The organism is Pseudoalteromonas sp. ASV78, assembly GCF_047806705.1.
Lineage (GTDB): Bacteria > Pseudomonadota > Gammaproteobacteria > Enterobacterales > Alteromonadaceae > Pseudoalteromonas > Pseudoalteromonas prydzensis_A.
Map to the genome: position 1 here is coordinate 3,765,977 of NZ_JBLOPA010000001.1, position 23,290 is coordinate 3,789,266.

Genomic DNA, 23,290 nt, shown 5'->3' on the forward strand with positions numbered 1-23,290 from the left:
GGATATGAGTACCAAGGATAAAATCATTAAAACTAGCATCATGCTATTTAATCAACATGGTGAGCGTGCAATAACGACTAACCATATCGCTTCTCATATGGGGATCAGCCCAGGTAATCTTTATTATCACTTTAAAAATAAAGAAGACATTATTCGCCATATTTTCGCATTATACAGCCAGCATTTACACACTCAATTTGTACCAATGGCAAAGCATGATGAAGCACTGACGCACTTAACTGGGTATCTTGATGCTCTGTTTGAATTGATGTGGCGTTTTCATTTTTTCTATGACAATTTGGGGGATATTTTATCCCGTGATGATGTACTGAAAAAAGACTACATTGAATTTCAAGCAGCTTTACTAAGCCAAGTACGCGAAATTGTGATTGGTTTGCGTGACGGTGGCATGATCGCTATTGACGATGAAGATGCCATTGAACTTGCTCATATGTTAAAAATCACTGTAAGTTTTTGGACTCCTTATATTAAAGCCAGACGTTTAAGCGGTGAACTCATGCAGCAAGATATTTATAACGGTATTTTGAAAGTGTTGGCGCTGTTCAAAGCCTTTGGCACCGAGCAAAGCATCCCGCAAATTAACCTGTTACGCGAGAAATATAGCGCGCTCGCTGCGCAGACTCAACCTGCCAGCTAGCAGTTGGGGTTTTGTTTATTTCCTAGACGTTAGATTTTTTGCTATAATCGCGCGCCCAACACGTGGGTGCGTGAATCCTTAATATTGTCTAACGAGTAAACTATGCTTAAATTTATCGTCAAACTCCATCCTGAAATAGCCATTAAAAGCCGTTCTGTGCGTAAACGTTTTACTAAGTTGCTAGAAAACAACATTAAAATTGTATTACGTAAGCTTGACGAAAAAGTACAAGTACAAAATAACTGGGACAATATATCGGTTGTAACTAAATCTGATGATGCGCAAATGCGCCTTGATTTTATTAATGGCTTGCAACGTATCCCTGGCATTGTGCAATTTATTGAAGTGACCGAAACCAGCTACGAAAACCTTCATGACATTTACGAAAAAGCGTTAGATATGATTGGTCCTACTGTTGTCGGCAAAACATTCTGTGTTCGTTGTAAACGCCAAGGCAAGCATGATTTTACCTCGACAGATGTGGAGCGCTATGTAGGTGGTGGTTTAAACCAGCATGTTGATGGTGCAAGCGTAAGGCTGAAAAACCCTGAAGTAACTATTCGTCTCGAAATTAAAGATGATAAAGCATATATCGTAACGCACACTCATCATGGTATGGCTGGTTTCCCATTGCCAACGCAGGAAGATGTTTTGTCGTTAATGTCGGGTGGGTTTGATTCAGGTGTTGCCAGCTATCAAATGATCCGCAAAGGCGCTCGTACCCACTTTTTGTTCTTTAATCTAGGTGGTGCGGCGCACGAAATCGGCGTTAAACAAGCTAGTTATTATATTTGGAAGCAGTTTAGCTCAACTCACAAAGTTAAATTTATCAGTGTTGACTTTGAACCTGTTGTTGCCGAGATCTTGGAAAATGTTGAAAACAGCCAAATGGGCGTGATCTTAAAACGTATGATGATGCGAGCAGGCAGCCAGATTGCTGAAAAAATGGGTATTCAAGCGTTGGTTACAGGCGAGAGCCTTGGTCAGGTTTCAAGTCAAACATTAGCAAACTTAAGTGTGATTGACCGTGTGACTGAAACGCTTATTTTACGCCCGCTGATTCAACACGACAAACAAGAAATTATAAACATCGCTCGTAAAATCGGCACCGCTGAAATGGCTGAAACAATGCCTGAATACTGTGGGGTGATCTCTAAAAAGCCAACGGTAAAAGCTAAAATCGCAGTGGTAGAAGCAGAAGAGCAAAAGTTTGATTTTGATGTGCTGAATACCGTTATTGAAAATGCCCGTATTATGGATGTGCGCGACATTGACGTTGAAGCAAAACAAGAGCTTAAAGAAGCAGAGTCAGTGTCTGATTTACCAGCAGGGGCGGTTGTTGTTGATATTCGTTCACCGGAAGAGGAAGATGCCAACCCGCTTGAAATTGAGGGTATTGAAGTTGTGCACTTACCGTTTTTCCGCTTAGCGACTAAATTTGGTGATTTGCCACAAGACAAAGACTATTACTTATATTGCGCCAAAGGTGTAATGAGCCAACTGCAAGCGCTTATCCTGCACGACAGTGGCTTTGCCAATGTAAAAGTTTACCGCCCATAAGTAAGGCTGATCGGATTGTTAAAAGCGCGAGTTAAATCGCGCTTTTTTTGTGCCTGATCGCATCAACAAAAGATTGGTTATGAGGTGTGTCAATACCGAGTTGTTTGCCTTGTTGGCATATATAACCGCACATAGCATCAATTTCAGTGGTACGATTGTGAAGTACATCTTGCTGCATTGACGAGTAATTATCTTTGGTATCGCTCATCACTTGGTAGGCGCTTTCGAGTGCTGCTGTAAGTTGTACATTAATGCCTAGTTGATTCGCTACATAACACGCTTCGTTTAAGGTATTTAAAATTATGCCACAGTACTTTGGTGCTGTAAGCGCGCCATTTTTTACATTATACAGCGCCGAAAGTGGGTTAATGGCAATGTTCACTAACAGCTTCTGCCAACGTAGTAATGTGATCTGCTCACTAAAACTGAGATTCTGCAAACCGCCAAGTTGCTGCATTAGCTTTTGGCTGCGAGTTGCTGCAATTGCATTACAACTGCCTAATACACTTGCTCCATTGCCTGTGTGAGCAACCGTAGTTGGCGTTGCTTTATAGCCAGCTAATCGAGTGGTTAAAAAATACAACCCTTGCTGGTTTTGCAATTGCCTTTGTAGGGGAGCTAAATCACTTAAGCCATTGTGGGATAATACAATATTACATTGCTTAGAAAAGTAAGGTGTTAGCTGTTTGAACGCATCGCTTACTTGGTAGGCTTTTACAGCAAAAATAACCGTATCAATGGTTTTATTGGCTAATGCAGCCAACTGCTTGGTGGTTAATACCGCCGCAGTAATACTCTGTTGCTGCTGGTTTTGTTGGTAATAATATTGATTTTTGCCGTCGCCACTTCTCGTGACTAAGGTAACTTGATTATCCGCACTTAAAAAATGGCTATACAATAAGCCTATCGCACCATCACCAACAATGACGATATTAGCCATGATTAGGTTTTGCGCCAATATGGAAAATTAGCTTAATGGCAAAGTAGCTCGCAGCGCCGGCAAAATCCGCGATAAAATCAGCAACGGATGCTTGGCGGTACGGTAGCATATCTTGCATTACTTCAATTGCTGCACCATAACCTGCAAGTAACAAAATTTGTACTAGTAGCGGAATTTTAAATGCTTTATCCATTACCACAGCAAGGATAAAGAAAATGCCAAAATGTGCTACTTTATCAACATGCGGAAATAAGTTCGCCGCGCCCTTAATTTCCTTGGCAAACAAAAAAGTAAACGCCACTATACTCACTAAAAATAGTGCTTGGTAAACACGCCGAGTCACGATAAATCCTAAAATCGTTCAAAAACAGAGCCGCAGTATATCAAACAAATTTCGTATCGCACCTGAACAAAGCGCATAAAAATGTAAAGATTTTTAAAATAGGCGTTATAATCACCCTCATATTAATTTTTAAAAATCTTGTTAGGAGAAGATCCATGCCTTCATTTGATATTGTTTCAGAAGTAGAAATGAACGAAGCAAAAAATGCTGTAGATAATGCTAACCGTGAATTAGAAACCCGTTTTGACTTTAGAGGTGTTGATGCATCGATTGAACTTAACGATAAAACAATTAAATTAAAAGCGGAAGCTGATTCACAAGTTATGCAGTTATTTGATATTTTGGCTAATAAAATATCAAAGCGTGGTATGGACGTATCAAGTTTAGAGCTACAAGACATTTCTCGTGCCGGTAAAAATGTATTTCGTAATGTTGCGCTAAAGCAAGGTATCGAAAAAGACATGGCTAAAAAAGTAGTTAAAGCCATTAAAGATTCTAAAGTAAAAGTACAAGCCGCTATTCAAGGTGAAGAAGTACGTGTTACTGGCAAAAAGCGTGATGACCTACAAGAAGCCATGCAAGTTGTGCGTAGTGCCGATTTAGGACAACCGTTCCAGTTTAAAAACTTTAGAGATTAGCAAGCTAGGAGCTAGGTTTCTAGGTGTAGAAAAAGCCAAATTGCAGCAATGTAGTTTGGCTTTTTTAGTTTAGAACTTATGATTATTCCTAGAACCTAGAACCTAGAACCTAGAACCTAGAACCTAGAACCTAGAACCTAGAACCTTTAGATGTATAGCCGTCCATTGACTTTTCCCCCTAAAATAATCACAATAACCACCTATTTTTAAGGTGCTTGTAGTTACTTTTCAAGGTTGTTGATAGGTACAGCAAGATAATCGGGAAGTTGGTGCTATTTGTAGGATACAAATACAATCCAACACTGCCCCCGCAACGGTGATACATAATATACGCAAGTAACTATGTTAAGTCCGGAGACCGGCCTTGAAGTCAATTTACTATCACTTGTGCGGTGGGCGCGGGTCAGGGGAAGTCATGTTAAACAAATCTACTCTAGGCGTAGCAATTGCTGCTGCGTTATCTTTTTCTGTGTCTGCAGAGCAATCAATTGAACATATCACTGTAACAACGAATAAATTCGAGCAATCAATTACTGACGTTCTTGCCAGTGTTGCTGTTATTGAGCGCAGTGATATTGAAACAAGTAATGTTCGTGATTTACCAAGTTTGTTAGCAACACAAGTTGGTTTTCAAATAAATTCCAATGGCGGCTTTGGGCAAAACTCAGGCATATCGCTTCGCGGTTCATCGTCACGTCATACTCTAATTTTAGTTGATGGTGTACGAACAGGCTCTGCAACCCTTGGTTATAAATCAATTAGTAATATTCCTCTTAATTCAATAGAGCGCATTGAAATAGTTAAAGGCTCGCGTGCAGCTGTGTATGGCTCGGATGCTCTTGCCGGTGTGATTAATATAATTACTCGTAAAGAGCAGGGATTAACGCTTGATGCGACGTTTGGCACAGACGCTTATCAAAACTATCAAGTCGCAGGCACAACTGTTGTAAATGCAGTTACGGCATCGTTCAATGCTGGGTTTGAAAAAACAGATGGTTTTGATGTGCTACAAGGTGTAGCACCAGATGATGATGGCTATGAAAACAAAAATATTGGCTTTAACATTCAATATGCCGATGAGCTACTTGGTGAATTAACCGCAAAAGGGCAATACAGTGAAGGTAATGCTAAATATGACAGTGCGTTTTCGCCAGTTGAAAGTACCATAGAAAATAATGAATTTGAAAACTATCAATTAGCTTTTGGTTGGGAGAAATCCTTTACTAATCAGCAGCACTCTGTCGATGTGGCTCTATCAAGAGATGGTTCAGATAATGCGAGCGTAGACTTTACTGGTGGTACTGTTGTTGATGTATTCGACACAAAACGTTCGCAGATTGATTACAATGCTCTTTATTTGGTCAATGAAGAGTTCGATATTAATGGTGGTTTAAACTGGTATAAAGATGATATCTCAGGAACGTCAGGTGATTATGCAGAAAATAGCCGTGAAGTGTATGCAGGGTACATTGGTGGTTATTATGATAACGAGCAACTTTTAGCTAATCTGGCCGTTCGTTATGATGATGATCAATATTTTGGCGATGAGACAACTTATACAGCTGCTGTTGGCTATCACTTGCATGAAAATGCAACATTTAGACTAAGTCAAAGTACGGGCTTTAAAGCGCCAACATTTAATGATTTATATTATCCAATGTCAGGTAACCCAGACTTAGTACCGGAAACATCGGTGAACCAAGAACTAGGGCTGAGTCTTGATTTTTCAGACGTTAGTGTTGATATATCTGTTTTTAGAAATGATATCGAGAACCTAATTGCTTGGGCACCTAATGCCGCTGGTAATTGGCAACCAGCTAATATTAATGAAGCACGTCATGAGGGGGTTGAATTTAGTTTCACAAATGAAATCTTGGGCTTTGATAATCAGTTTAATTTTACTTATCTAAATGCAGAAAATACACAAACGGGTGCTGAGCAAGCTTATGTTTCACCACGTACTGTGAACTGGTCTGTTGCGAAGCAATGGGGCGATTTTGATGCTGGTTTTGATATGCAATACCGCAGTGATCGTCAAGGTAAAGTAACAGAGCTTAGCTCTTATACGTTATGGAACTTAACTGCTAATTACCAATTAAATCAAGCTCTTTCGTTTTCTTTACGCGTTGAAAACTTATTTGATAAGCAGTACAACGCAGTTGACTCAAGTATGGATTATGCAACTGGTGAAGTGTTTTACTACAATACAGCTGACCGTCGCTTCTTTGTTGGTGCCAGCTACCAGTTCTAATTTCGTTCTCGCTTAAATAAAAAAGCCCGACACCTTTGCGTATCGGGCTTTTTTATTGAGATGAAAATACTTGTTTAGCGCTTTACTTAATTTACTAAAAACTGTTTATAGTCTTGTTCAAACTTTTGCAGTTTAGGTGCAATTAATAAACTGCAATAACGCTGCTCAGGGTTTTCGTTGTAATAGTCTTGATGGTATTGCTCTGCAGGATAATACGTGGTTGCAGGGCTTACCTCTGTGACGATGTCTTCGCGAATTTGGCTTTGTAGCTTAGCAATGTAGTCGGTTGTTTGCGCTTGTTGCTCACTATCATGATAATAAACCACACTACGATATTGCGTACCCACATCATTGCCTTGGCGGTTTAGTTGTGTGGCGTCGTGCAATGTAAAAAACATTGCTAACAAGGTTTCATAGCTTATTAGGTTGCTATCAAACTCGATATTAACGACCTCAGCATGACCTGTTAGCCCTGTGCAAATTTGTTTATAGGTTGGATCCGTTGTTTCGCCACCTGTGTAGCCAGAGCTTACTTGTAATACGCCTTTCACACGTCTAAATGCGGCATCGATACACCAAAAACAGCCACCACCAAAGGTTGCAGTTTGAATCTCTGTGCTCATATATGTACTCCTAAAAACGTTAAATTACGCAGATGTTCTAGCCTAGCAGAAGAACGGCAAAGACGGTGTTTTATTTCATGAGTTAGAGTGAGGATAGAGTGGAAGCGTTGCTGCAAGGTGCAGCAACGCGCTTTGTTTAGAGTTCTTTAAGTGGCTTTTCAGCTTCTTGCTGATTAAGCTTTTGTTGTAAAAACTCGGGTGATTGCGTGTTTCGAGCCAGCGCATAATAGGCCGCAGGCACTACAAATAGCGTCAGTATGGTTGCGACAATAACACCGGTAAACACCACCACACCAATTACCATACGGCTTTCAGCGCCAGGGCCAGATGCCAACACTAACGGCACGGCACTCATTACCGTTGTTAATGAGGTCATAATAATAGGGCGTAGTCGCATCGTTGCGGCTTGTAATATTGCCTCACTAAACTCTACGCCTTTATCACGCAGCTGATTGGTAAATTCGACAATCAATATACCGTTTTTAGCGCTGAGACCTATTAACATTACAATCCCGATCTGGCTGTAAATATTTAAAGTAAGCCCCGTAGACCACAAGCCAAACATGGCACCCATTAAGCCAAGTGGTACTGTAAGCATAATAACAAACGGGTGCACAAAGCTTTCAAATTGCGCTGCTAACACCAAGAAGGTAACGGTAAGCGCTAGAATAAACACGTAGGTCATTGCTGACGCACCTTCGTAGAATAATTGTGACTCACCTTTGTAATCAACCGCACCCTCTATATCGTTCTCTTGCGCGGCTACTTCATTCAAAAAGTTAAGCGCTTGTTCGAGTGTATAACCATCTGCAAGGTTGGCGCTAAGGGTGATAGCGCGCATACGGTTATAACGATTCAAACGCGAGGCTGTGGCTTCTTCTTTTAGGCTGATCAAGCTATCTAGCGGGACTAATTCACCACTGCGTGATTTTAAATAGATATTTGAAATATCAGTTGGATCTTTAAAGTCTGCCTTGGTGCCTTTTAAAATTACATCGTATTCTTCACCGCGGTCTATAAAGGTGGTAACACGACGCTGGCCAAGCATAGTTTCCAGTGTACGGCCTACATCAGACACCGACACCCCTAAATCTGCGGCTTTATTTTTATCAATACTGACCAAAAATTGTGGGAAAGTTTCTTTGTAATCATGATCAATTCGTACTAGCCCTGGATTTTTCTCTGCGCGTTTAATGATCCGGTCACGCCAATCGGCAAGTTGATCGTAATCGTTACCTTGCAATACAAACTCTATCGGTCGGGATGAACCACCACCGCCAATGCCGCTGCGCATAATGGCAAATGTTCGCACATCGGTTACTTCGTTCATCTTAGCGCTGATCTCATCCATTACTTGCCAGGTTGAGCGTTTACGGTCGCTCCAATCAGCCATGCCAACAATGGCAACTCCGCCAGTGTCGCCCCAACCAGGCACACGCACTAATACGCGGCTCAGTTCGCCAGACTCAGAATAAGGCATTAAGCGCTCTTCAATTTTTGCCATATTCTGTGCATTATTTTCATAACTGGCACCTTCTGGGCCGCTCATCATTAAGAAAAACGTACCGCGGTCTTCTTTGGGGGTCAACTCTGATGGAATTTGTTGGAACAATGAATAGCTAACAAAACCAGCGAGTAGCAAGGTAATCGCTAAGCCGCCAGAACGGGTCATATTTGAACGTAATGCGTTTTTATAGCTTTGCTCAACCTTGTCAAAAATGCGGTCCATCCATTGGCTAAATTTTCCCTCTTTTGAGGAGGGTTTAAGAATTAATGAACACAGAGCTGGGGAGAGAGTTAACGCAGTAATGCTCGAGAAAAACACCGCTGCACTCACGGCCATGGCAAATTCAGTAAATAGGGCACCAATGCGGCCATCCATAAATACCAAAGGTACAAACACCGAGATCAATACTAAGGTAGTGGCAATGATGGCAAAGCCAACTTCGCGTGCGCCGCGATAGGCCGCCAGTAGGGCTGGTTCGCCTAATTCAATACGGCGGTGAATGTTCTCTAGCATTACAATGGCATCATCTACCACTAAACCAATTGCCAGCACCAGCGCCAGTAGCGTTAATAAGTTAATAGAATAACCCATTGCCAGTAAGAACATAAAGCTGCCGACTAACGCAACCGGTACTGTTACGGCTGGGATCAAGGTAGCGCGAATATTCCCTAAAAATAAGAAGATAATTAACACCACTAAGGCCATTGAAATGGCAAGCGTGCTGTAAACCTCGTTAATTGATTCTTTAATAAATATTGATGAGTCATAACTGTCTTGAATGGTGGTGCCTTCAGGGAGGTTACGCTTGATTTTTTCAAGTTCTGCTCGGGCGTTATCAACCACCGTAAGTGTATTGGCTTTCGCTTGTTTTACAATCCCTAAGCCCACCATGTTACGGCCGTTACCCCGGAATAAGCTTTCATCATCAGCGGCTTCTAAATGTACGTCAGCCACTTCACCAAGGCGAACTAAATAACCATCATCACCACGTTTAATGACCAGATTTTGAAAGTCACGTTGCTCTTTGTAACTACGCGCAGTTCGCACGGTAAAGTCACGGTCGATTGATTCAATTTCACCCGCTGGTAATTCTACGTTTTCTGTACGTAGGGTGTTTTCTATATCACTACTGGTTATGCCGCGCGCCGCCATTGCTTGGCGGTTGAGCCAAATTTTCATGGCATATTTACGTTCGCCACCAACACGTACATTCGATACGCCGTCTACCACGGCTAAACGATCAACAATAAAGCGCTGTGCATAATCAGACAGTTGTAATGAATCCATCGTATCGCTATTGAGTAAAAACCATGCAATAGGGCTTTCATCACTGTTAGATTTAGATACTTCTGGCGGGCGTACTTGCTCAGGTAGACTATCAAGTGCACGGGCTACACGCTCACGTACATCGTTTGATGCAGCATCAATATCACGGCTGATATTAAACTCAATGGTGATATTAGAGCGACCATTACGGCTTGAAGAGTTAATGCTTTTAATGCCTTCAATACCGGAAATACGGTTTTCGAGTACTTGAGTTATTTTGGTTTCAATAATTTCGGCTGAAGCACCGGTATATTCAGTGCTAACACTGACAATGGGTGATTCAATATCAGGATATTCGCGCAGTGGTAACATGGAAAATGCCACTAAACCAAAGGTGAGGAGCAATAAGTTTATTACAATCGCAAAAACGGGGCGTTTAACACTGGTATCAGTAATTTTCACGGTTTACCCCTTCACAGACACTTTGCTACCAGAACGAATTTTAATAATTCCTTCTGTAACAATTAGTTGACCATTACTAATACCTTCATCAATGGCTACCCAGCCGTTGTGGCGACCAGCAACATTAACTTCAACTTTAGTGGCTATACCGTCTTCAATTTGAAAAACAAAATGTTTATCTTGCTGTGGAATAACCGCTTTCTCTGGCACCATCATAGCTTGACTCGAACTCAGCTGCAGTGCGGTATTAAGCAACATACCAGGGCGTAATAAGCCACTTTTATTAGCAAAACTTGCGGTTACTTCAACACTGCGGGTAACGGCATCAATACGGGTGCTAACGTGAGTTACTTTACCGGTAAAGGTTTTCTCAGGGTAAGCGTCATTTTGGGTCATGACCTTCATGCCAACGTTTAATTGCGCTAGGTATTTTTCAGGTACTTTGAAATCTACCTTGATGATGCTGATATCATCTAAACTGGTAATTATTGTACTGTTATTGACATAGGCACCAATTGAAATTTGACGCTTGCCTAAAATACCTGAAAATGGTGCGGTAATGGTCATCTCAGATAATTTTGTTTTGGCATTTTCTAACTGCGCTTCGGTGGCATCAACGCGCGATAATTGCTCTTCTAAGAGTGACTTTGCAGTTGCTTGTGAGCGAGAAAGCTCGGTTAAGCGCTCTAGTTGACGTTTTTCTTCACGTAAGTTGATTGCCAGCTCTTTTACTGTCAATTCTTCTTGCAATGATTGTAATTGTACTAGTTTTTGGCCTTTACTGACTAAGTCGCCATCTTTGAAATAAATGTCAGTAACGTAGTCATTTTGTGCGCTTTTGATATAAATCGCTTGATTCGCACGCGCGCTGCCGATAGCCTCAATAAGAACGGCATTTTCTTCACTTGCTACAGTGTGAGCGGTTACTTGGGTTGCACTTTCAGTAAAGTCGGATTGCTCACCTTGACTACTTGGCAAATAAAGGTAAACACACAGGCCAATAAGTACAGTAATGATAAATGGAAATAGCGCTTTGCCAGATTGCTTTACATACATTTTTAAAATACCGGAAAATTAATTGCCCCTAGTGTACAAAATAACAGCGTGGAATAGCTGTCGCGTATCTCATAAATCTGTCGGTTAGGCGTAAAAGTTAAAGTATTTGTCAATTTGTTCCTGTTTTGTAATTATAAATGAGGAAGTTATGAAGTTAACGAGCAAGTGTTCACGTTGTTTGAAAATACGTAAATTGATTATTTGGGCTATAGTTATGTACGTTTTTTATATAGTTTTTTATCGTTATGGTTAAACGCAAGCACGCCATGTTGAAATTACGTGCGCAAGGCGCGCGCAATGGTATTGAGATTCTTACCGTTGGTGCGATAGGGCTGATCTTCATAATGCTGTTTAATTTACTGCGCCCTGATGAAATTAGTATTTTAGAAATTTTTTTGGTGAGTATGTGCTTAGCGGCTATTTTTGTTGGCTTTTTAAAAACTCAAGAGCCATTTTATAGTTTAGTTATTACAGAACAAGAGCTTATTTACCAGCATAAGTATGGTTATTGGTGTGTTAAGCAAGAAAATTTCCATCACAGTGGGATCCCTAAAGTAGAGCAACAGCTTGAACAACTTGAGTTAAATGCGGTAGGGATTAAACTTAACAATAGCGATGAATTTTTATCACAATTAGCGCCAAGAATTGCTGGTAAATTATTGATCGAGCAACGACATTTATTTATGCAAGTAATTCAAAAACATTGCAAAAATGGCAATTGCCCATCAGAATGGCTAGTTGAAGATAATCATTACACTTCAGTGCATGGGCGCAGCTTTAATGGCCTAATAGCCATGTTTGCTAATAGAATGCGGCATTTACAGCAACTAACCGGATACGATCTGTTGTTACCTGCAAGTGTATTAGATAGAAGTATTTGGGACTTTAGCCGTAACTTAAATGCGTGGCACAGTAACCCAGTAGTATTTATAGAATCTCAATTAGAGAGAAAGACGCTTGAGAATAGGCGTTAGTTAGTAGGATGAAGCTATGAGCCAAGATAGATCTTTTATTAAAAGTGGCAGAAATACCATTATCCATAAAGATAAAAAACTCGATTTAGTGATCGTGAATTCTGAAGTGCACCCAAAAATCAAAGTAACTCAACATGGTTTAGAGCCATTTAAGGAAGAGTTGCCAAAAAACCGCCGCGAAGCTAAAGAGCGCTATTTAGAAGTTGTTTATGTTAGTAGTGTTGATGTGTTTGGCGAAGAAAAACGCTTACTGTTTATCCAAGCATTGGATGGCCGCGAGTACAAGATTGATTACAGTAAAATAGGGACTAAGCTATTTGTCCGCATTCATCAAGATAGTTATTTATAATATTTTTCTTCTCTACTGGCACTGTAATTGCTTCATAAACTAATTGGCATAGCGTTTACTGTTATGTAATTTCGAATTTAATGAGGAAGCAGTGCATGAAATCCCCCTTAATAATTGCCCCATTTTTAACTTTATTAGCCGCATGTGGTGGCGGTGGAGGGGGAAATGATAATCCTGTTGTGGCCGCATCGGTATTTGCTGGGAATGATCAGCAAATTATTGAAAAAAGTGAATTTACCATTGAAGCCAAAGGCTCTCCAGCGGATGGTACTTTTACTTGGCAGCGAATTAGTGGCCCCATTATTGACGGCTTCCCGCTTGATGGTGCACTGCAAACCGTAATCGCCCCTGACATTAAAGCAGACAGCGAATTATTACTGCGTGTTAGCTATCAGACCAGCGATGGCCAATTAGTCACTGATGACTTACTGATTGCAATAGAATCAAATAATCAGCTTCCGCAAATCATTGTTACTCAAACCGCACCAGAGACGTTACCTTCTGATTATAAAGATATAGTCACTCTGAGTGCGGCAGGCTCGATAGACCCTGATGAAAATGGCCAGATCAATAGTTACAGCTGGCAACAGATTGCAGGGCCAACCCTTGCGGTAGACAGTAACAGTAATGCGACAATTAGTTTTTCGCACCCATTGCTCGATACTAATACCTTGATCACTTGGTTAATAACTGTGGTTGACGATGAAGGGGGAGAGTCGAGCTTCCAATACTCTCATACTTTAAACAAAACTAGCGAAGTGCTGATTGCTAACGCTGGTGACGATCAGAATGTTATTGAGCTGGAAACCGTGACCTTAGATGCCACAGCATCAGAAACCGTGACAGAAACCTTTAAATGTTTTTGGCAGCAAACCGTTGGCACTGCGGTGCTTGATAACCAACAGCAATGTATTACTTCTTTCACTGCACCGGCAACCGAAGCGATTAACACGCATACTTTTGAAGTAACAGTGACCGACAGTAAAGGACGCACTGATAAAGATAGCGTAGATATTGTGGTTAACTCTAAACCGCTGGGTCTTATTAATGATACTGGGATGAGCAAGTGTTATAACAATACCCAAGAAATAGCGTGCAGCAGTCCTGATTTTCCTCGCCAAGATGCTTCTGTAGGGCGTGATAGTGGGGTTGGCTCGCATATTGAAAAAGTGGGTAAAGGCGAGCAGGCATTTGATTTTACAAAACTTAACCAGTTTGCCGATGAGTTATTAGACAGCGCCGCTAATTTTAGCTGTATTCGCGATAACGTTACGGGTTTGATTTGGGAAGTAAAAAGCCCTAATACTGGCACTTTACCTAACACGCAACTTCGCGAAGGGCAAAATCATTATACCTGGTATTTAAATAGTGAAGATGGTGTACAACCGGGGAGTGTGCTCGGAACAGCTAATAGTACTTGCTCTAATAACGGTAATTGTAATCTGCAAGAGTATGTTAATGAAGTTAATGCCCTTGATTATTGTGGCGGTAGCAACTGGCGAGTGCCTACTTACACTGAGCTATTAACGTTACTTAATTATGGCAAGCATGGACAATCAATATTACTTGATGAAAACTACTTTCCCAATACGCCTAATAGTAACTTACTCGCGGATGGGCTCATTTATTGGACTTCACAAACCGCAGTCGATGGCACCAGTTTATCGCAAGCGTATATTTTTGATATGAGCGACGGGAATGATTTGGCTTATCCGAAAAGTAACACCGCCTTTGTTCGTTTAGTTAGAACCGCAGGAGCAGCACAATGAAATCATTATTAATTGGCTTATTGTTAGCAAGCCCTGCAGCAATGGCTGTGCAGACCTGTTATGAAGGTGTAACACAAACAACGGCTACAGCGCGTTTTACACTACACACAGATGGCACGGTGAGCGACAGTATCACCGGACTTATGTGGCAAACCTGTAGTTATGGGCAAAACTATGATGTAACAACCAATAGTTGCTTAAACAGCATTGTGCAAGTGGATTGGCAAGCGGCATTAAGAGCTGCGGTAAACGATCGGACTGGCTCTTATAAGGATTGGCAAGTGCCTAATAATAAAGAGCTTGCCAGTATTTTAGAGCACAGCTGCGTAACCCCCAGCATTAATGAAAGCGTATTTTTGGGCAATCTAAGTGAAAACTATTGGACTAGTACATCAGCCATTGCTGATAAAACCTCAGCTTGGGTATATACCTTTGATAGAGGCCTTAACAGTTTGCACGATAAAGAGTCATTCGTGTATTTACGGCTAGTACGTTATGAAAAGTAACTAGCTTAGTTAGTTAAAATACTGCTGAAATACCTCTAACCGCGCTTGTTCTAGCGCGGTTTTTATTGCTGCGCCCTGAATACCTTGGGCAATAAATTGTTGCGGGTTGATTGCTTTAGCTGTTTTAGTTGCCGCTAAAAATTGTTGTTGGTTTGTAAGAAGGGCGGCTTGATTAATCTCAATAGCTTTAAGTACAGCCTCAAATCGCTCTGGGCGGCGCCATAAATCGAGTTGATTACAACAGTTGAGTAATTGCTCAGCGGTGATTGTTGGGCTAGTTAAGATTGCTTGATGGGCATTAAGTTGTAATGCGAGATCACGTACGTCATTAGGTAAACGAATCGTTTCGCTAATGGCTTTGATGTCATCGGCGGTTAACGAGCTGGTAGCTTGTGCAAACAATAATGCCTGTGTCGTTATATTTTGGCTTTGTGCGTATGCGTAACGGGTTTTTAGTTGTTGATATAATTCATCGTTCCAGTTACTCGCTAAAGCTGGGCTAATCGCACTGAGTGCGCCTAATTGTGCTAAAACATTTAGAAATTCAGCAAATGCACCATCAGCGAGTGACTTTTCACACTCTAACCAAATACGTTCTGCGGTCAGTGTCTTTAGCTCGCCACGGTTGATCATCTGAGTTAATAACGCTTTAGTTTCATCGGCAATGGTAAAGCCTAAATAGTGGTAGCGTGCGGCAAATCGCGCAATCCGTAAGATCCGCAGTGGATCTTCACTAAATGCCTCGGATACATGGCGCAGAATACGATTATCTAAATCTTGTTTGCCACCGTAAGGGTCGATTAAGCTGCCATCATCCGCTTTAGCAATGGCATTGACCGTTAAATCGCGACGGTGTAAATCATCTTCTAAGGTGACATCCGCTGAAAATTCGCAGACAAACCCAGTATACCCTTGGCCTTGTTTGCGTTCAGTACGGGCGAGGGCATATTCATCTTTGCTTTGTGGGTGTAGAAATACCGGAAAGTCTTTACCGACTTGCTGATAGCCTTGTTTCAGTAATTGTTCTGGGGTTGCTCCTACAACTACGTAGTCGCGCTCTTTAATAACTCGCCCAAGTAGTTCATCTCGAACTGCGCCACCTACCAAATAAACTTGCATAACTCACCCTGAATAGTAACTGTGCAAACTATTTTACGTTATTTAACTAATAAAACGCTAACAAGGTTTTCACTTAGCGCATTTTTTTGCCATTATAGGCGCTGATTTACTCAGTAAGGAAATTCAGGGTGTATTTAAGCTACTTTGGCTTGTCAGAAAAACCATTTTCAATCGCGCCAAACCCACAGTATTTGTTTTTAAGCGAACGTCATAAAGAGGCTTTGGCTCACCTAACCTATGGTTTGGGTGAAGCGGGGGGCTTTGTATTACTTACTGGCGAAGTGGGCACCGGGAAAACAACCCTTACCCGCAGCTTGCAAGAGCAGTTGCCAGAGAACACCCAAGTGGCATTGATCCATAACCCTGCTTTGTCGCAGTTGGAGCTGTTGGCTAGTATTTGTGATGAATTCAGCATCGCTTATGATCAGCAAAATGCCACCTTAAAAACCTTAACTGATGCAATCAAAAAGCACCTTGAAGCGAACCATCAAGCTGGTGGCCACACTATTTTAATTATAGATGAAGCCCAGCTACTTGCGCCTGATGTACTTGAACAGTTGCGATTGCTCACTAACATCGAAACCAATCATAAAAAATTATTGCAGATCGTGTTAGTTGGCCAACCTGAGTTACAAGTCTTACTGAAACGTAATGAGTTACGCCAGTTAGCACAACGGATCACCGCGCGTTACCATTTATTGCCATTAACCGAGGGGCAAACCTTTGCCTATGTTAAACATCGTTTATATGTTGCAGGGTGTGATCGAGGGTTATTCTCAAATGATGCATTAAAAACAATTCACTTAGTGACGGCGGGTATCCCGCGTTTAGTGAACTTATTATGTGAACGCTGTTTAATGGGGGCCTTTTCTAAGCAGCTAACCATGATTGATAGTGATATAGTGATGCGCTCTGCACAAGAAGCGTTACCGCCGAGTGCGTTAAGTGCGGTTAGTTTAGCGCCGCAGTCGTCGTTTAATTGGCTCTACCCGTTGGCATTTTTAACCGTGCTCAGTATGGGTATTGGTTTGTCGTTTATTCTTTAATTAATGGTCATATATGTCGTATTTATTAGATGCCTTAAAACAATCCGAACAACATGACGAAGCGTCTGCGCATGATAGAAACGCTGAGCAATTAAAACAACAGCAAGAGTTGCAACGCTATCGTTTTATTGCGATTTCGCTTGGCTTGCTAGTTGCTTTTTTACTGACCTTGATGGCGGGATTTTCAATTGGTAAATGGTTACAAACAAATCATTTAAATGCCCCTGAACAAGTGGCAACGACTGTTGAGCCGCAATCAGTGGAGCCTGCGAATGAAAAAATACCGGCAGCTGTCACGTTGAAGCCAGAGCAATCGACACCAGAACAAGCTGCAGCAGCACAAACTAACCCAGCGCAAGTTGCCAGTGCGCAGCCGACACCACCGCCGCAATTTGTCCAGCCTCAGCAATACCAACAAGCAACAGGGCAATATCAATGGGTGCAAGTGCCAGTAAACAATATGCCTAGTTACCCGCAAGGTCAGCCTATACTAGTGCAAACGCCTAATGGCTATCAGCAAGTGTATTCAGCACCGCAACAGCAATACAATCCTAATGCTATGCAAATGCAGCCAACCATTAATACTAGTGCCAATAATATCGATATGAGTAAATACAAGGTATTAGGTAAACCTATCGGTGAGCCTGCTAGTGAGAAGGCAAAACCAGCAACAGCAACTGATGAGGAACTCGAAACAGTACCAACAGCACTAAAAGATGCCTTTGCCCGTGCCATCGAAGACACGCAAGATACAAGGCCGCACCAAATAACCCAAGGCACTAAAAACTCATCTTATGCCCAGCCAATTGAGTTATTGCCAGATGCCTTGCTGGCGATAATCCCAGATATTAAATACCAAGCTCATATTTATTCATCATCGCAAGATAAGCGTTGGGTGAAACTTAATAACCGTGAGTTATATGAAGGCGATAGCATTGGTGATTTACGAGTACTGGAGATCACTCCAGAGCAAACCGTACTTAGTTTTGATGACTATGAATTTAGTCTCAAGGCTCTGCAGGATTGGCCGCAGTGAAGATTATATAGCTACTTCGCGCAGGCTAATTTCGTTTTCGGTGATAATTACGGCAAAATTGAATTTTTGAAAAATCTAATTAAATCAATGCTGAAATCCGCTGGTTTAATGGCTGATTCTAACGAATCTTGCGTTCGGTTATGCGCCAGATCTATATCTTGAACTTGTGTATAGTGAGCGTGTTTTGCATTGTAAAAAGTTTTCACTTGAGGTTTAAGAGGGCTGCTAGGGTTGCTTTTGGTCACTAGGCCGACTTTTTGACTCGACAGTTTAACTAACGTGCCAACTGGATGAACGCCAATACACTGAATAAATTTAGTCAGTAACTCGCCATCAAAGCTATCTGGGCAACCGTCTTTGAGTATTTTAAAGGCCTTAATTGGCTCCATGCCGGCCTTATAAACACGCTCTGCGGTAAGTGCATCATATACATCAACAATCGATGCCATACGCACGTACGGGCTTATTTCATCAGCTTGCTTGCCAAATGGGTAACCGGTGCCATCTAGCCGCTCATGGTGAAAGCCAGCAATATCGACAGCAATGCCTTGAAGGCCCGCCTGTTCTAAAATCTCTTTACTAAAACGTGCATGATCCTGAATCACTTTATATTCTTGATCGGTTAACTTACCCGGCTTGTTAAGAATGTCGTCAGGTATCTGAATTTTACCAATATCATGTAACAGCGCACCGGTGGCAAGCTCTTCAATAAGCGCTCGTTCAAAACCTAAGTGTTTAGCAAAAATACTGATCAGAATAGATACATTAATCGAGTGCTCAAGTAGGTAAGTATCCTTTTCACGCATTCGAGTAATGCAGGCAAGAGCATCTTGGTTACGAAATACTGAATCAATAAAGCCGCTAGCTAATTCTTTAAAGGGTGTAATGTCTATTGTGTTACCGGCTTTTATATCGGTAAATGCCTTGCTTTGTAGCTGTTTAGCTTCGCTGTAGAGCTTAAATGCTTTGTCCATCTCTTGCTCAACACTGTGTGTTGTAGACCATGGATCACGTTGTTTTGATGGTTCAGCCTTTATATCTTCTGTTGTGGCAGTCGGTGTGAGTCCAACAATGGTTTTATCAGGATCAATTTCAACTTCTAAGATACCGGCTTTTATAAGTTGCTGCACGCCAGCTTGCGTTTTTACCCAACCTTGGTTTTTGATTTTAATTTTACCCGTTTGTTTAGTTACGCTATGTACAAACATACCAGGTATAAGTTGATTGATTGGGATAATTTTCAATGTGTTTACTTCATAATAAATAACGTACTACAAAGCTAGCAAACTTTTTACAGGATAAGTAGTAAAAAGGGCGCTAATTAGCGCCCTTTGTTAATAGCTATTAAACTTTACTCGTCGTCTTCAACAAGAGTCATCAGCGATGTGTTACCACCTGATGCCGTTGTATCAATACTGATAGTCTTTTCTGTTAATAAGCGTTTGATTAGCGTGTCGTAGTATTCAGCGCTGATCACTGGCAGGATTGCTCCTTTACGTTGCGCTAACTGCTGGCTGAAGTAGCCTAAGCGAGAAGAACGCGCTGCAACCACCGCACCTGCTAAATGAGGGTGCGCCAAAATAGCTTGTAACTGATTCGGTCTAGCTACTTGGAATACCCCTTCAGCAATACCAGTTGAGATAAACTTATCTTTAAACGCCACCGCTTCGTCATAGAATAACTCTGACGCTACGGTGATCACGGTATTACCAGCAGCAAGTGCGGTGATGATCGAAATAGCCCAGAAGTTAAACGAGGTGCTCTTATCGGCATAACATACTACACAACCACGTGCTTCAAGGTGCAGGGTATTTGATTCACCTGTAGGCCCAGGCAAAGTAGTAAACTTACGCATGTGCTTTTCAAGGCGATTAAGCTGGGCACGTGCATCGGCAAGTGTTAATGCTAAATCGTCAGCCAACTCATCGATGATATCAACCGTTGCTACTTTTGCAAGCAGCTGACGTACCGCTGAAACACGGTCGTTCAGTGGGGTTGCGCGCCAGATTTTTTCATCGCGCATTGAGTTGGCCATTAACTTCTCGACTTGCTCAGCAGCACCTGAATAGTGGTGAGTGTCAAGCTCGTCTGGCGTTAAGTTTGTCATTTGCACGTTTTCAGGCGATGCTTTTTCTTTAACTAAACGAGTTAAGTAGTTAGGGCCACCGGCTTTAGGGCCAGTACCAGATAAACCACGGCCACCAAACGGTTGCACACCAACAATTGCACCAATCATGTTACGGTTAACGTAGACGTTACCGGCACGCGACATTTTTGCTAGGTACTCGCAACGCTCTTCAATACGTGAGTGAATCCCCATAGTTAAGCCAAAACCTGTGTTATTGATTTGGTCAATCACGTTATCAAGCTCAGAGCCTTTAAAGCGAATGATATGCACACATGGGCCAAATACTTCACGTTTTAGTACAGATAAATCTTTGATCTCATATAAACGTGGCGCAAAGAAGTAAGCACCGTTTTCACTGTTATCAGGAATATCACACTCATAATGTAGTGTTGCGTTGCCTTTTAAGTACTCAACGTGTTCGTTTAAGTTCTTCAGTGCTTTTTCATCAATGACAGGGCCGATATCGGTTGAGAGTAATGATGGATCGCCTACGTGTAGCTCTTTTAACGCGCCTTTGAGCATTTCAATCACGCCATCAGCAATGTCTTCTTGTAAGAATAAAACACGCAGCGCTGAACAACGTTGACCGGCACTTTGGAAACCAGAGCTGATCACATCGTCAACGACTTGCTCAGGCAGTGCCGTTGAATCGACGATCATACAGTTTTGACCACCGGTTTCGGCGATTAGTGGCACTTGAATATCGTTACGAGCAGCCAATGTTTGCGAAATAAGCGTGCCCGTTTCGGTTGAACCGGTGAACATAACCGCCTGAATACGCTCATCAGGAACAATGGTTTTACCTACTTCACTACCGCGAGCGATAACAGGTTGTACTACGTGCTCAGGTAAGCCAACCGATAACATTAGCTCAATCGTACGCAGTGCGATGTAGCTTGTTTGTTCAGCTGGTTTGGCGATAACTGTATTACCAGTTACGATCGCAGCAGCGACTTGACCTAAGAAAATTGCTAATGGGAAGTTCCACGGGCTGATACATAAGATTACACCACGGGCTTCAAAACGCTCATCTTCACTTAGTTCTTCGGCACGGGCTGCGTAGTAACGACAAAAATCAACCGCTTCACGTACTTCGTCAATGCCATCTTGTGCCACTTTACCGGCTTCTTTGATACAGATAGCCACAAGCTCATCGTGATGACGCTCTAGGATGTCAGCAATACGGCGTAGCAAATTGGCGCGCTCTTTAACCGGCGTTTGTGACCATGATTCAAAAGCCGTTTCTGCGTTTGCTAATAGGGCAAGCATATCATCGCTGTTTTGTAATTTAACATGGCCGATGATTTCTTTATGGTTTGCAGGGTTTTTAACTGCAATTGAACCTTCAGGAATATCGCTTTCACTAATACGGTGCTCAGCAAACCAGTTATCAAGGTTTTCTTTGAATGGCGTGATCACATTGATATCGGTTAAATCCATGCCTTTTGAATTAGCACGTTCAGCGCCGTATAAATCAATTGGCATTTTGATTTGCGTGTTGTACTTATTACGTAACCCTTGCAGTGTTTCTACCGGATCCGGTAATAGTGATTCTACCGGTTTAGTGGTATCAACAATGGCATTGACAAACGATGAGTTCGCACCGTTTTCAAGTAAACGACGTACTAAGTAAGCCAATAAGTCTTCGTGTTGACCAACAGGGGCATACACACGACACTGAATTTTTTCTTCGGTTACGATTTGGTCGAATAATGATTCACCCATACCGTGCAGACGTTGGAATTCAAAACCTTGGTTATCACCTTTAGCAACTTCTAAAATAGTGGCGGCAGTGTAGGCATTGTGCGTGGCAAACTGTGGATAAAGTACATCACGTGCTTCTAGCATTTTAATCGCACAGGCTTTGTAAGATACGTCAGTTGTAGCTTTACGGGTAAACACTGGGAAGTGCTCTAAACCATCTTGTTGTGTGGTTTTAATTTCAGTATCCCAGTAGGCACCTTTAACTAAACGCACCATCATTTTACGGCCAACACGGCTGGCAAGCTCAGTTAACCATTCAATCACAAAAATGGCGCGTTTTTGATACGCTTGCACGGCTAAACCAAAACCATGCCAACCAGCTAGATCGTCATCACTAAATACGGCTTCAATCACATCGAGAGAAATATCTAAACGGTCCGCTTCTTCAGCATCAACAGTAAAACCGATATCGTAGCTTTTTGCTGCCATGGCCAGCTCTTTAAGCTTAGGCACAATTTCGTTCATTACGCGTTCTTTATGTGTGAACTCATAACGAGGGTGAATAGCAGATAACTTAACTGAAATACCTGGGCTCTTAATTGGACCACGACCATTTGCCGCTTTACCAATGGCATGAATTGCATTCATGTAGCTATCGAAGTAACGCTCGGCATCTTTCATGGTGCGTGCGCCTTCGCCTAGCATATCGTATGAATATACATAGCCTTTTTGTTCTTTTTCAGCAGCGCGTTCGATGGCTTCGTCAATCGTGCGACCCATTACAAACTGCTTACCCATGATCTTCATGGCAAAGTTTACTGACTTACGAATAACCGGCTCGCCTAAGCGGCCAATGGTTTTTTTCAATACGCCAAATTGTTGTTCTTTGGTTTTATCTGTGTAGTTAACCATTTTACCGGTTACTAATAAGCCCCAAGAAGAGGCATTTACAAATAAAGAGTCACTGCTACCTAAGTGAGAGCTCCAGTCGCCTTTGGCTAACTTATCGCGAATTAGGGTATCTTGAGTGGCTTTATCTGGCACGCGAAGCAATGCTTCAGCCAAACACATAAGTACCACACCTTCTTCACTTGAAAGTGAGAACTCATTTAAAAGTGCATCAACCCCGCTTTGACCATCTTGATCACGACGAATAGTGTGAACTATCTGACGAGCACGCTCCCAAGCACGGCTACGGGCTTTTACGCCTACTTCAGCAAGCGGTAAAATATGATCAATTACGGCATTTTCGTCAATGCGGTAAAAATCACGGATCTTTTGTCTGATTGGACACGTTGTTGTCAAATCGCCGTCGAATAACATAAGCAACCCTCTGGTGTATGGAGTCTTGCAGC

Annotated in this window: 18 protein-coding genes and 1 riboswitch; of the genes, 10 read left to right on the forward strand and 8 right to left on the reverse strand. The window is 42.0% G+C overall.

Features of this window, described 5'->3' with window-relative positions; genetic code table 11:
* The first annotated feature begins 4 nt into the window (after window positions 1-4).
* Window positions 5-658: a TetR/AcrR family transcriptional regulator gene (locus ACMVDV_RS17205; RefSeq protein ID WP_304185127.1), complete on the forward strand. Its 654-nt coding sequence runs from the start codon at window positions 5-7 to the stop codon at window positions 656-658.
* Window positions 659-760: 102 nt separating this feature from the next.
* Complete coding sequence (gene thiI / locus ACMVDV_RS17210; RefSeq protein ID WP_416158917.1) at window positions 761-2,218, forward strand: tRNA uracil 4-sulfurtransferase ThiI; 1,458 nt, start codon at window positions 761-763, stop codon at window positions 2,216-2,218.
* A gap of 31 nt (window positions 2,219-2,249) precedes the next feature.
* Here the strand turns inward: thiI and ACMVDV_RS17215 are convergent, their stop codons facing one another.
* Together ACMVDV_RS17215 and ACMVDV_RS17220 are read right to left on the reverse strand one after the other, a co-directional pair.
* Window positions 2,250-3,158 carry a ketopantoate reductase family protein gene (locus ACMVDV_RS17215; RefSeq protein WP_416158918.1) on the reverse strand — a complete coding sequence of 303 codons (909 nt, stop codon included), beginning with the start codon at window positions 3,156-3,158 and terminating at the stop codon, window positions 2,250-2,252.
* Entirely contained in the window at window positions 3,151-3,501 is a 351-nt protein-coding gene (locus ACMVDV_RS17220; RefSeq protein WP_304185133.1) for a VanZ family protein, read from the reverse strand. The genes ACMVDV_RS17215 and ACMVDV_RS17220 overlap by 8 nt, the downstream gene beginning before the upstream one ends.
* 155 nt (window positions 3,502-3,656) lie before the next feature.
* Between ACMVDV_RS17220 and ACMVDV_RS17225 the strand changes: the two genes are divergently transcribed.
* Window positions 3,657-4,139, forward strand: a complete 483-nt coding sequence (locus ACMVDV_RS17225) for a YajQ family cyclic di-GMP-binding protein (protein WP_304185135.1) — start codon at window positions 3,657-3,659, stop codon at window positions 4,137-4,139.
* 214 nt (window positions 4,140-4,353) lie between these two features.
* A riboswitch (cobalamin riboswitch) is annotated at window positions 4,354-4,521 on the forward strand.
* A 33-nt stretch (window positions 4,522-4,554) separates the two neighbouring features.
* The gene (locus ACMVDV_RS17230; RefSeq protein WP_304185137.1) at window positions 4,555-6,390 is read left to right on the forward strand and encodes a TonB-dependent receptor domain-containing protein; all 1,836 of its coding nucleotides are present in this window, start codon (window positions 4,555-4,557) and stop codon (window positions 6,388-6,390) included.
* A gap of 86 nt (window positions 6,391-6,476) precedes the next feature.
* On the opposite strand, the gene msrA is transcribed toward ACMVDV_RS17230, so the two are convergent.
* From msrA to ACMVDV_RS17245, 3 genes are all read right to left on the reverse strand, one after another.
* Window positions 6,477-7,013 (reverse strand): peptide-methionine (S)-S-oxide reductase MsrA, encoded by a 537-nt coding sequence (gene msrA / locus ACMVDV_RS17235; RefSeq protein WP_304185138.1) that lies wholly within the window; start codon window positions 7,011-7,013, stop codon window positions 6,477-6,479.
* A gap of 136 nt (window positions 7,014-7,149) precedes the next feature.
* On the reverse strand, window positions 7,150-10,248 hold the full coding sequence (locus tag ACMVDV_RS17240; protein WP_304185139.1) for an efflux RND transporter permease subunit: 3,099 nt from the start codon (window positions 10,246-10,248) through the stop codon (window positions 7,150-7,152).
* A gap of 3 nt (window positions 10,249-10,251) precedes the next feature.
* The gene (locus tag ACMVDV_RS17245; protein ID WP_304185140.1) at window positions 10,252-11,304 is read right to left on the reverse strand and encodes an efflux RND transporter periplasmic adaptor subunit; all 1,053 of its coding nucleotides are present in this window, start codon (window positions 11,302-11,304) and stop codon (window positions 10,252-10,254) included.
* 266 nt (window positions 11,305-11,570) lie between these two features.
* Between ACMVDV_RS17245 and ACMVDV_RS17250 the strand changes: the two genes are divergently transcribed.
* The 4 genes from ACMVDV_RS17250 (at window position 11,571) to ACMVDV_RS17265 (ending at window position 14,902) form a co-directional block, all read left to right on the forward strand.
* Window positions 11,571-12,278, forward strand: coding sequence for a DUF2982 domain-containing protein (locus tag ACMVDV_RS17250; RefSeq protein ID WP_304185141.1), 708 nt, complete (start codon window positions 11,571-11,573; stop codon window positions 12,276-12,278).
* 16 nt (window positions 12,279-12,294) lie between these two features.
* The gene (locus ACMVDV_RS17255) at window positions 12,295-12,627 is read left to right on the forward strand and encodes a hypothetical protein (RefSeq protein WP_304185142.1); all 333 of its coding nucleotides are present in this window, start codon (window positions 12,295-12,297) and stop codon (window positions 12,625-12,627) included.
* 95 nt (window positions 12,628-12,722) lie between these two features.
* Window positions 12,723-14,396: a DUF1566 domain-containing protein gene (locus ACMVDV_RS17260; protein ID WP_304185143.1), complete on the forward strand. Its 1,674-nt coding sequence runs from the start codon at window positions 12,723-12,725 to the stop codon at window positions 14,394-14,396.
* Complete coding sequence (locus tag ACMVDV_RS17265; protein WP_304185145.1) at window positions 14,393-14,902, forward strand: DUF1566 domain-containing protein; 510 nt, start codon at window positions 14,393-14,395, stop codon at window positions 14,900-14,902. Before ACMVDV_RS17260 ends, ACMVDV_RS17265 begins: the two co-directional genes overlap by 4 nt.
* A 9-nt stretch (window positions 14,903-14,911) precedes the next feature.
* On the opposite strand, the gene ACMVDV_RS17270 is transcribed toward ACMVDV_RS17265, so the two are convergent.
* Entirely contained in the window at window positions 14,912-16,021 is a 1,110-nt protein-coding gene (locus ACMVDV_RS17270) for a tRNA nucleotidyltransferase (RefSeq protein WP_304185146.1), read from the reverse strand.
* Between the two features lie 128 nt (window positions 16,022-16,149).
* On the opposite strand from ACMVDV_RS17270, the gene ACMVDV_RS17275 reads away from it, so the two are divergent.
* Window positions 16,150-17,067: an ExeA family protein gene (locus ACMVDV_RS17275; protein ID WP_304185147.1), complete on the forward strand. Its 918-nt coding sequence runs from the start codon at window positions 16,150-16,152 to the stop codon at window positions 17,065-17,067.
* A 13-nt stretch (window positions 17,068-17,080) separates the two neighbouring features.
* Complete coding sequence (locus tag ACMVDV_RS17280) at window positions 17,081-18,103, forward strand: general secretion pathway protein GspB (protein ID WP_416158919.1); 1,023 nt, start codon at window positions 17,081-17,083, stop codon at window positions 18,101-18,103.
* Between the two features lie 47 nt (window positions 18,104-18,150).
* On the opposite strand, the gene ACMVDV_RS17285 is transcribed toward ACMVDV_RS17280, so the two are convergent.
* On the reverse strand, window positions 18,151-19,347 hold the full coding sequence (locus ACMVDV_RS17285; protein WP_304185149.1) for an HD-GYP domain-containing protein: 1,197 nt from the start codon (window positions 19,345-19,347) through the stop codon (window positions 18,151-18,153).
* A 107-nt stretch (window positions 19,348-19,454) separates the two neighbouring features.
* Window positions 19,455-23,258, reverse strand: a complete 3,804-nt coding sequence (gene putA / locus ACMVDV_RS17290; RefSeq protein ID WP_416158920.1) for a bifunctional proline dehydrogenase/L-glutamate gamma-semialdehyde dehydrogenase PutA — start codon at window positions 23,256-23,258, stop codon at window positions 19,455-19,457.
* Window positions 23,259-23,290 lie beyond the last annotated feature (32 nt).

What these genes read in the sequence shown, in the direction of transcription:
- ACMVDV_RS17230 (WP_304185137.1), top strand. Translation starts at nt 4,555, where the DNA reads ATGTTAAACAAATCTACTCTAGGCGTAGCAATTGCTGCTGCGTTATCT.
- ACMVDV_RS17280 (WP_416158919.1), top strand. Translation starts at nt 17,081, where the DNA reads ATGTCGTATTTATTAGATGCCTTAAAACAATCCGAACAACATGACGAA.
- ACMVDV_RS17265 (WP_304185145.1), top strand. Translation starts at nt 14,393, where the DNA reads ATGAAATCATTATTAATTGGCTTATTGTTAGCAAGCCCTGCAGCAATG.
- thiI (WP_416158917.1), top strand. Translation starts at nt 761, where the DNA reads ATGCTTAAATTTATCGTCAAACTCCATCCTGAAATAGCCATTAAAAGC.
- ACMVDV_RS17215 (WP_416158918.1), bottom strand. Translation starts at nt 3,158, where the DNA reads ATGGCTAATATCGTCATTGTTGGTGATGGTGCGATAGGCTTATTGTAT.
- ACMVDV_RS17255 (WP_304185142.1), top strand. Translation starts at nt 12,295, where the DNA reads ATGAGCCAAGATAGATCTTTTATTAAAAGTGGCAGAAATACCATTATC.
- ACMVDV_RS17225 (WP_304185135.1), top strand. Translation starts at nt 3,657, where the DNA reads ATGCCTTCATTTGATATTGTTTCAGAAGTAGAAATGAACGAAGCAAAA.
- msrA (WP_304185138.1), bottom strand. Translation starts at nt 7,013, where the DNA reads ATGAGCACAGAGATTCAAACTGCAACCTTTGGTGGTGGCTGTTTTTGG.
- ACMVDV_RS17270 (WP_304185146.1), bottom strand. Translation starts at nt 16,021, where the DNA reads ATGCAAGTTTATTTGGTAGGTGGCGCAGTTCGAGATGAACTACTTGGG.
- putA (WP_416158920.1), bottom strand. Translation starts at nt 23,258, where the DNA reads ATGTTATTCGACGGCGATTTGACAACAACGTGTCCAATCAGACAAAAG.
- ACMVDV_RS17260 (WP_304185143.1), top strand. Translation starts at nt 12,723, where the DNA reads ATGAAATCCCCCTTAATAATTGCCCCATTTTTAACTTTATTAGCCGCA.
- ACMVDV_RS17250 (WP_304185141.1), top strand. Translation starts at nt 11,571, where the DNA reads ATGTTGAAATTACGTGCGCAAGGCGCGCGCAATGGTATTGAGATTCTT.
- ACMVDV_RS17245 (WP_304185140.1), bottom strand. Translation starts at nt 11,304, where the DNA reads ATGTATGTAAAGCAATCTGGCAAAGCGCTATTTCCATTTATCATTACT.
- ACMVDV_RS17205 (WP_304185127.1), top strand. Translation starts at nt 5, where the DNA reads ATGAGTACCAAGGATAAAATCATTAAAACTAGCATCATGCTATTTAAT.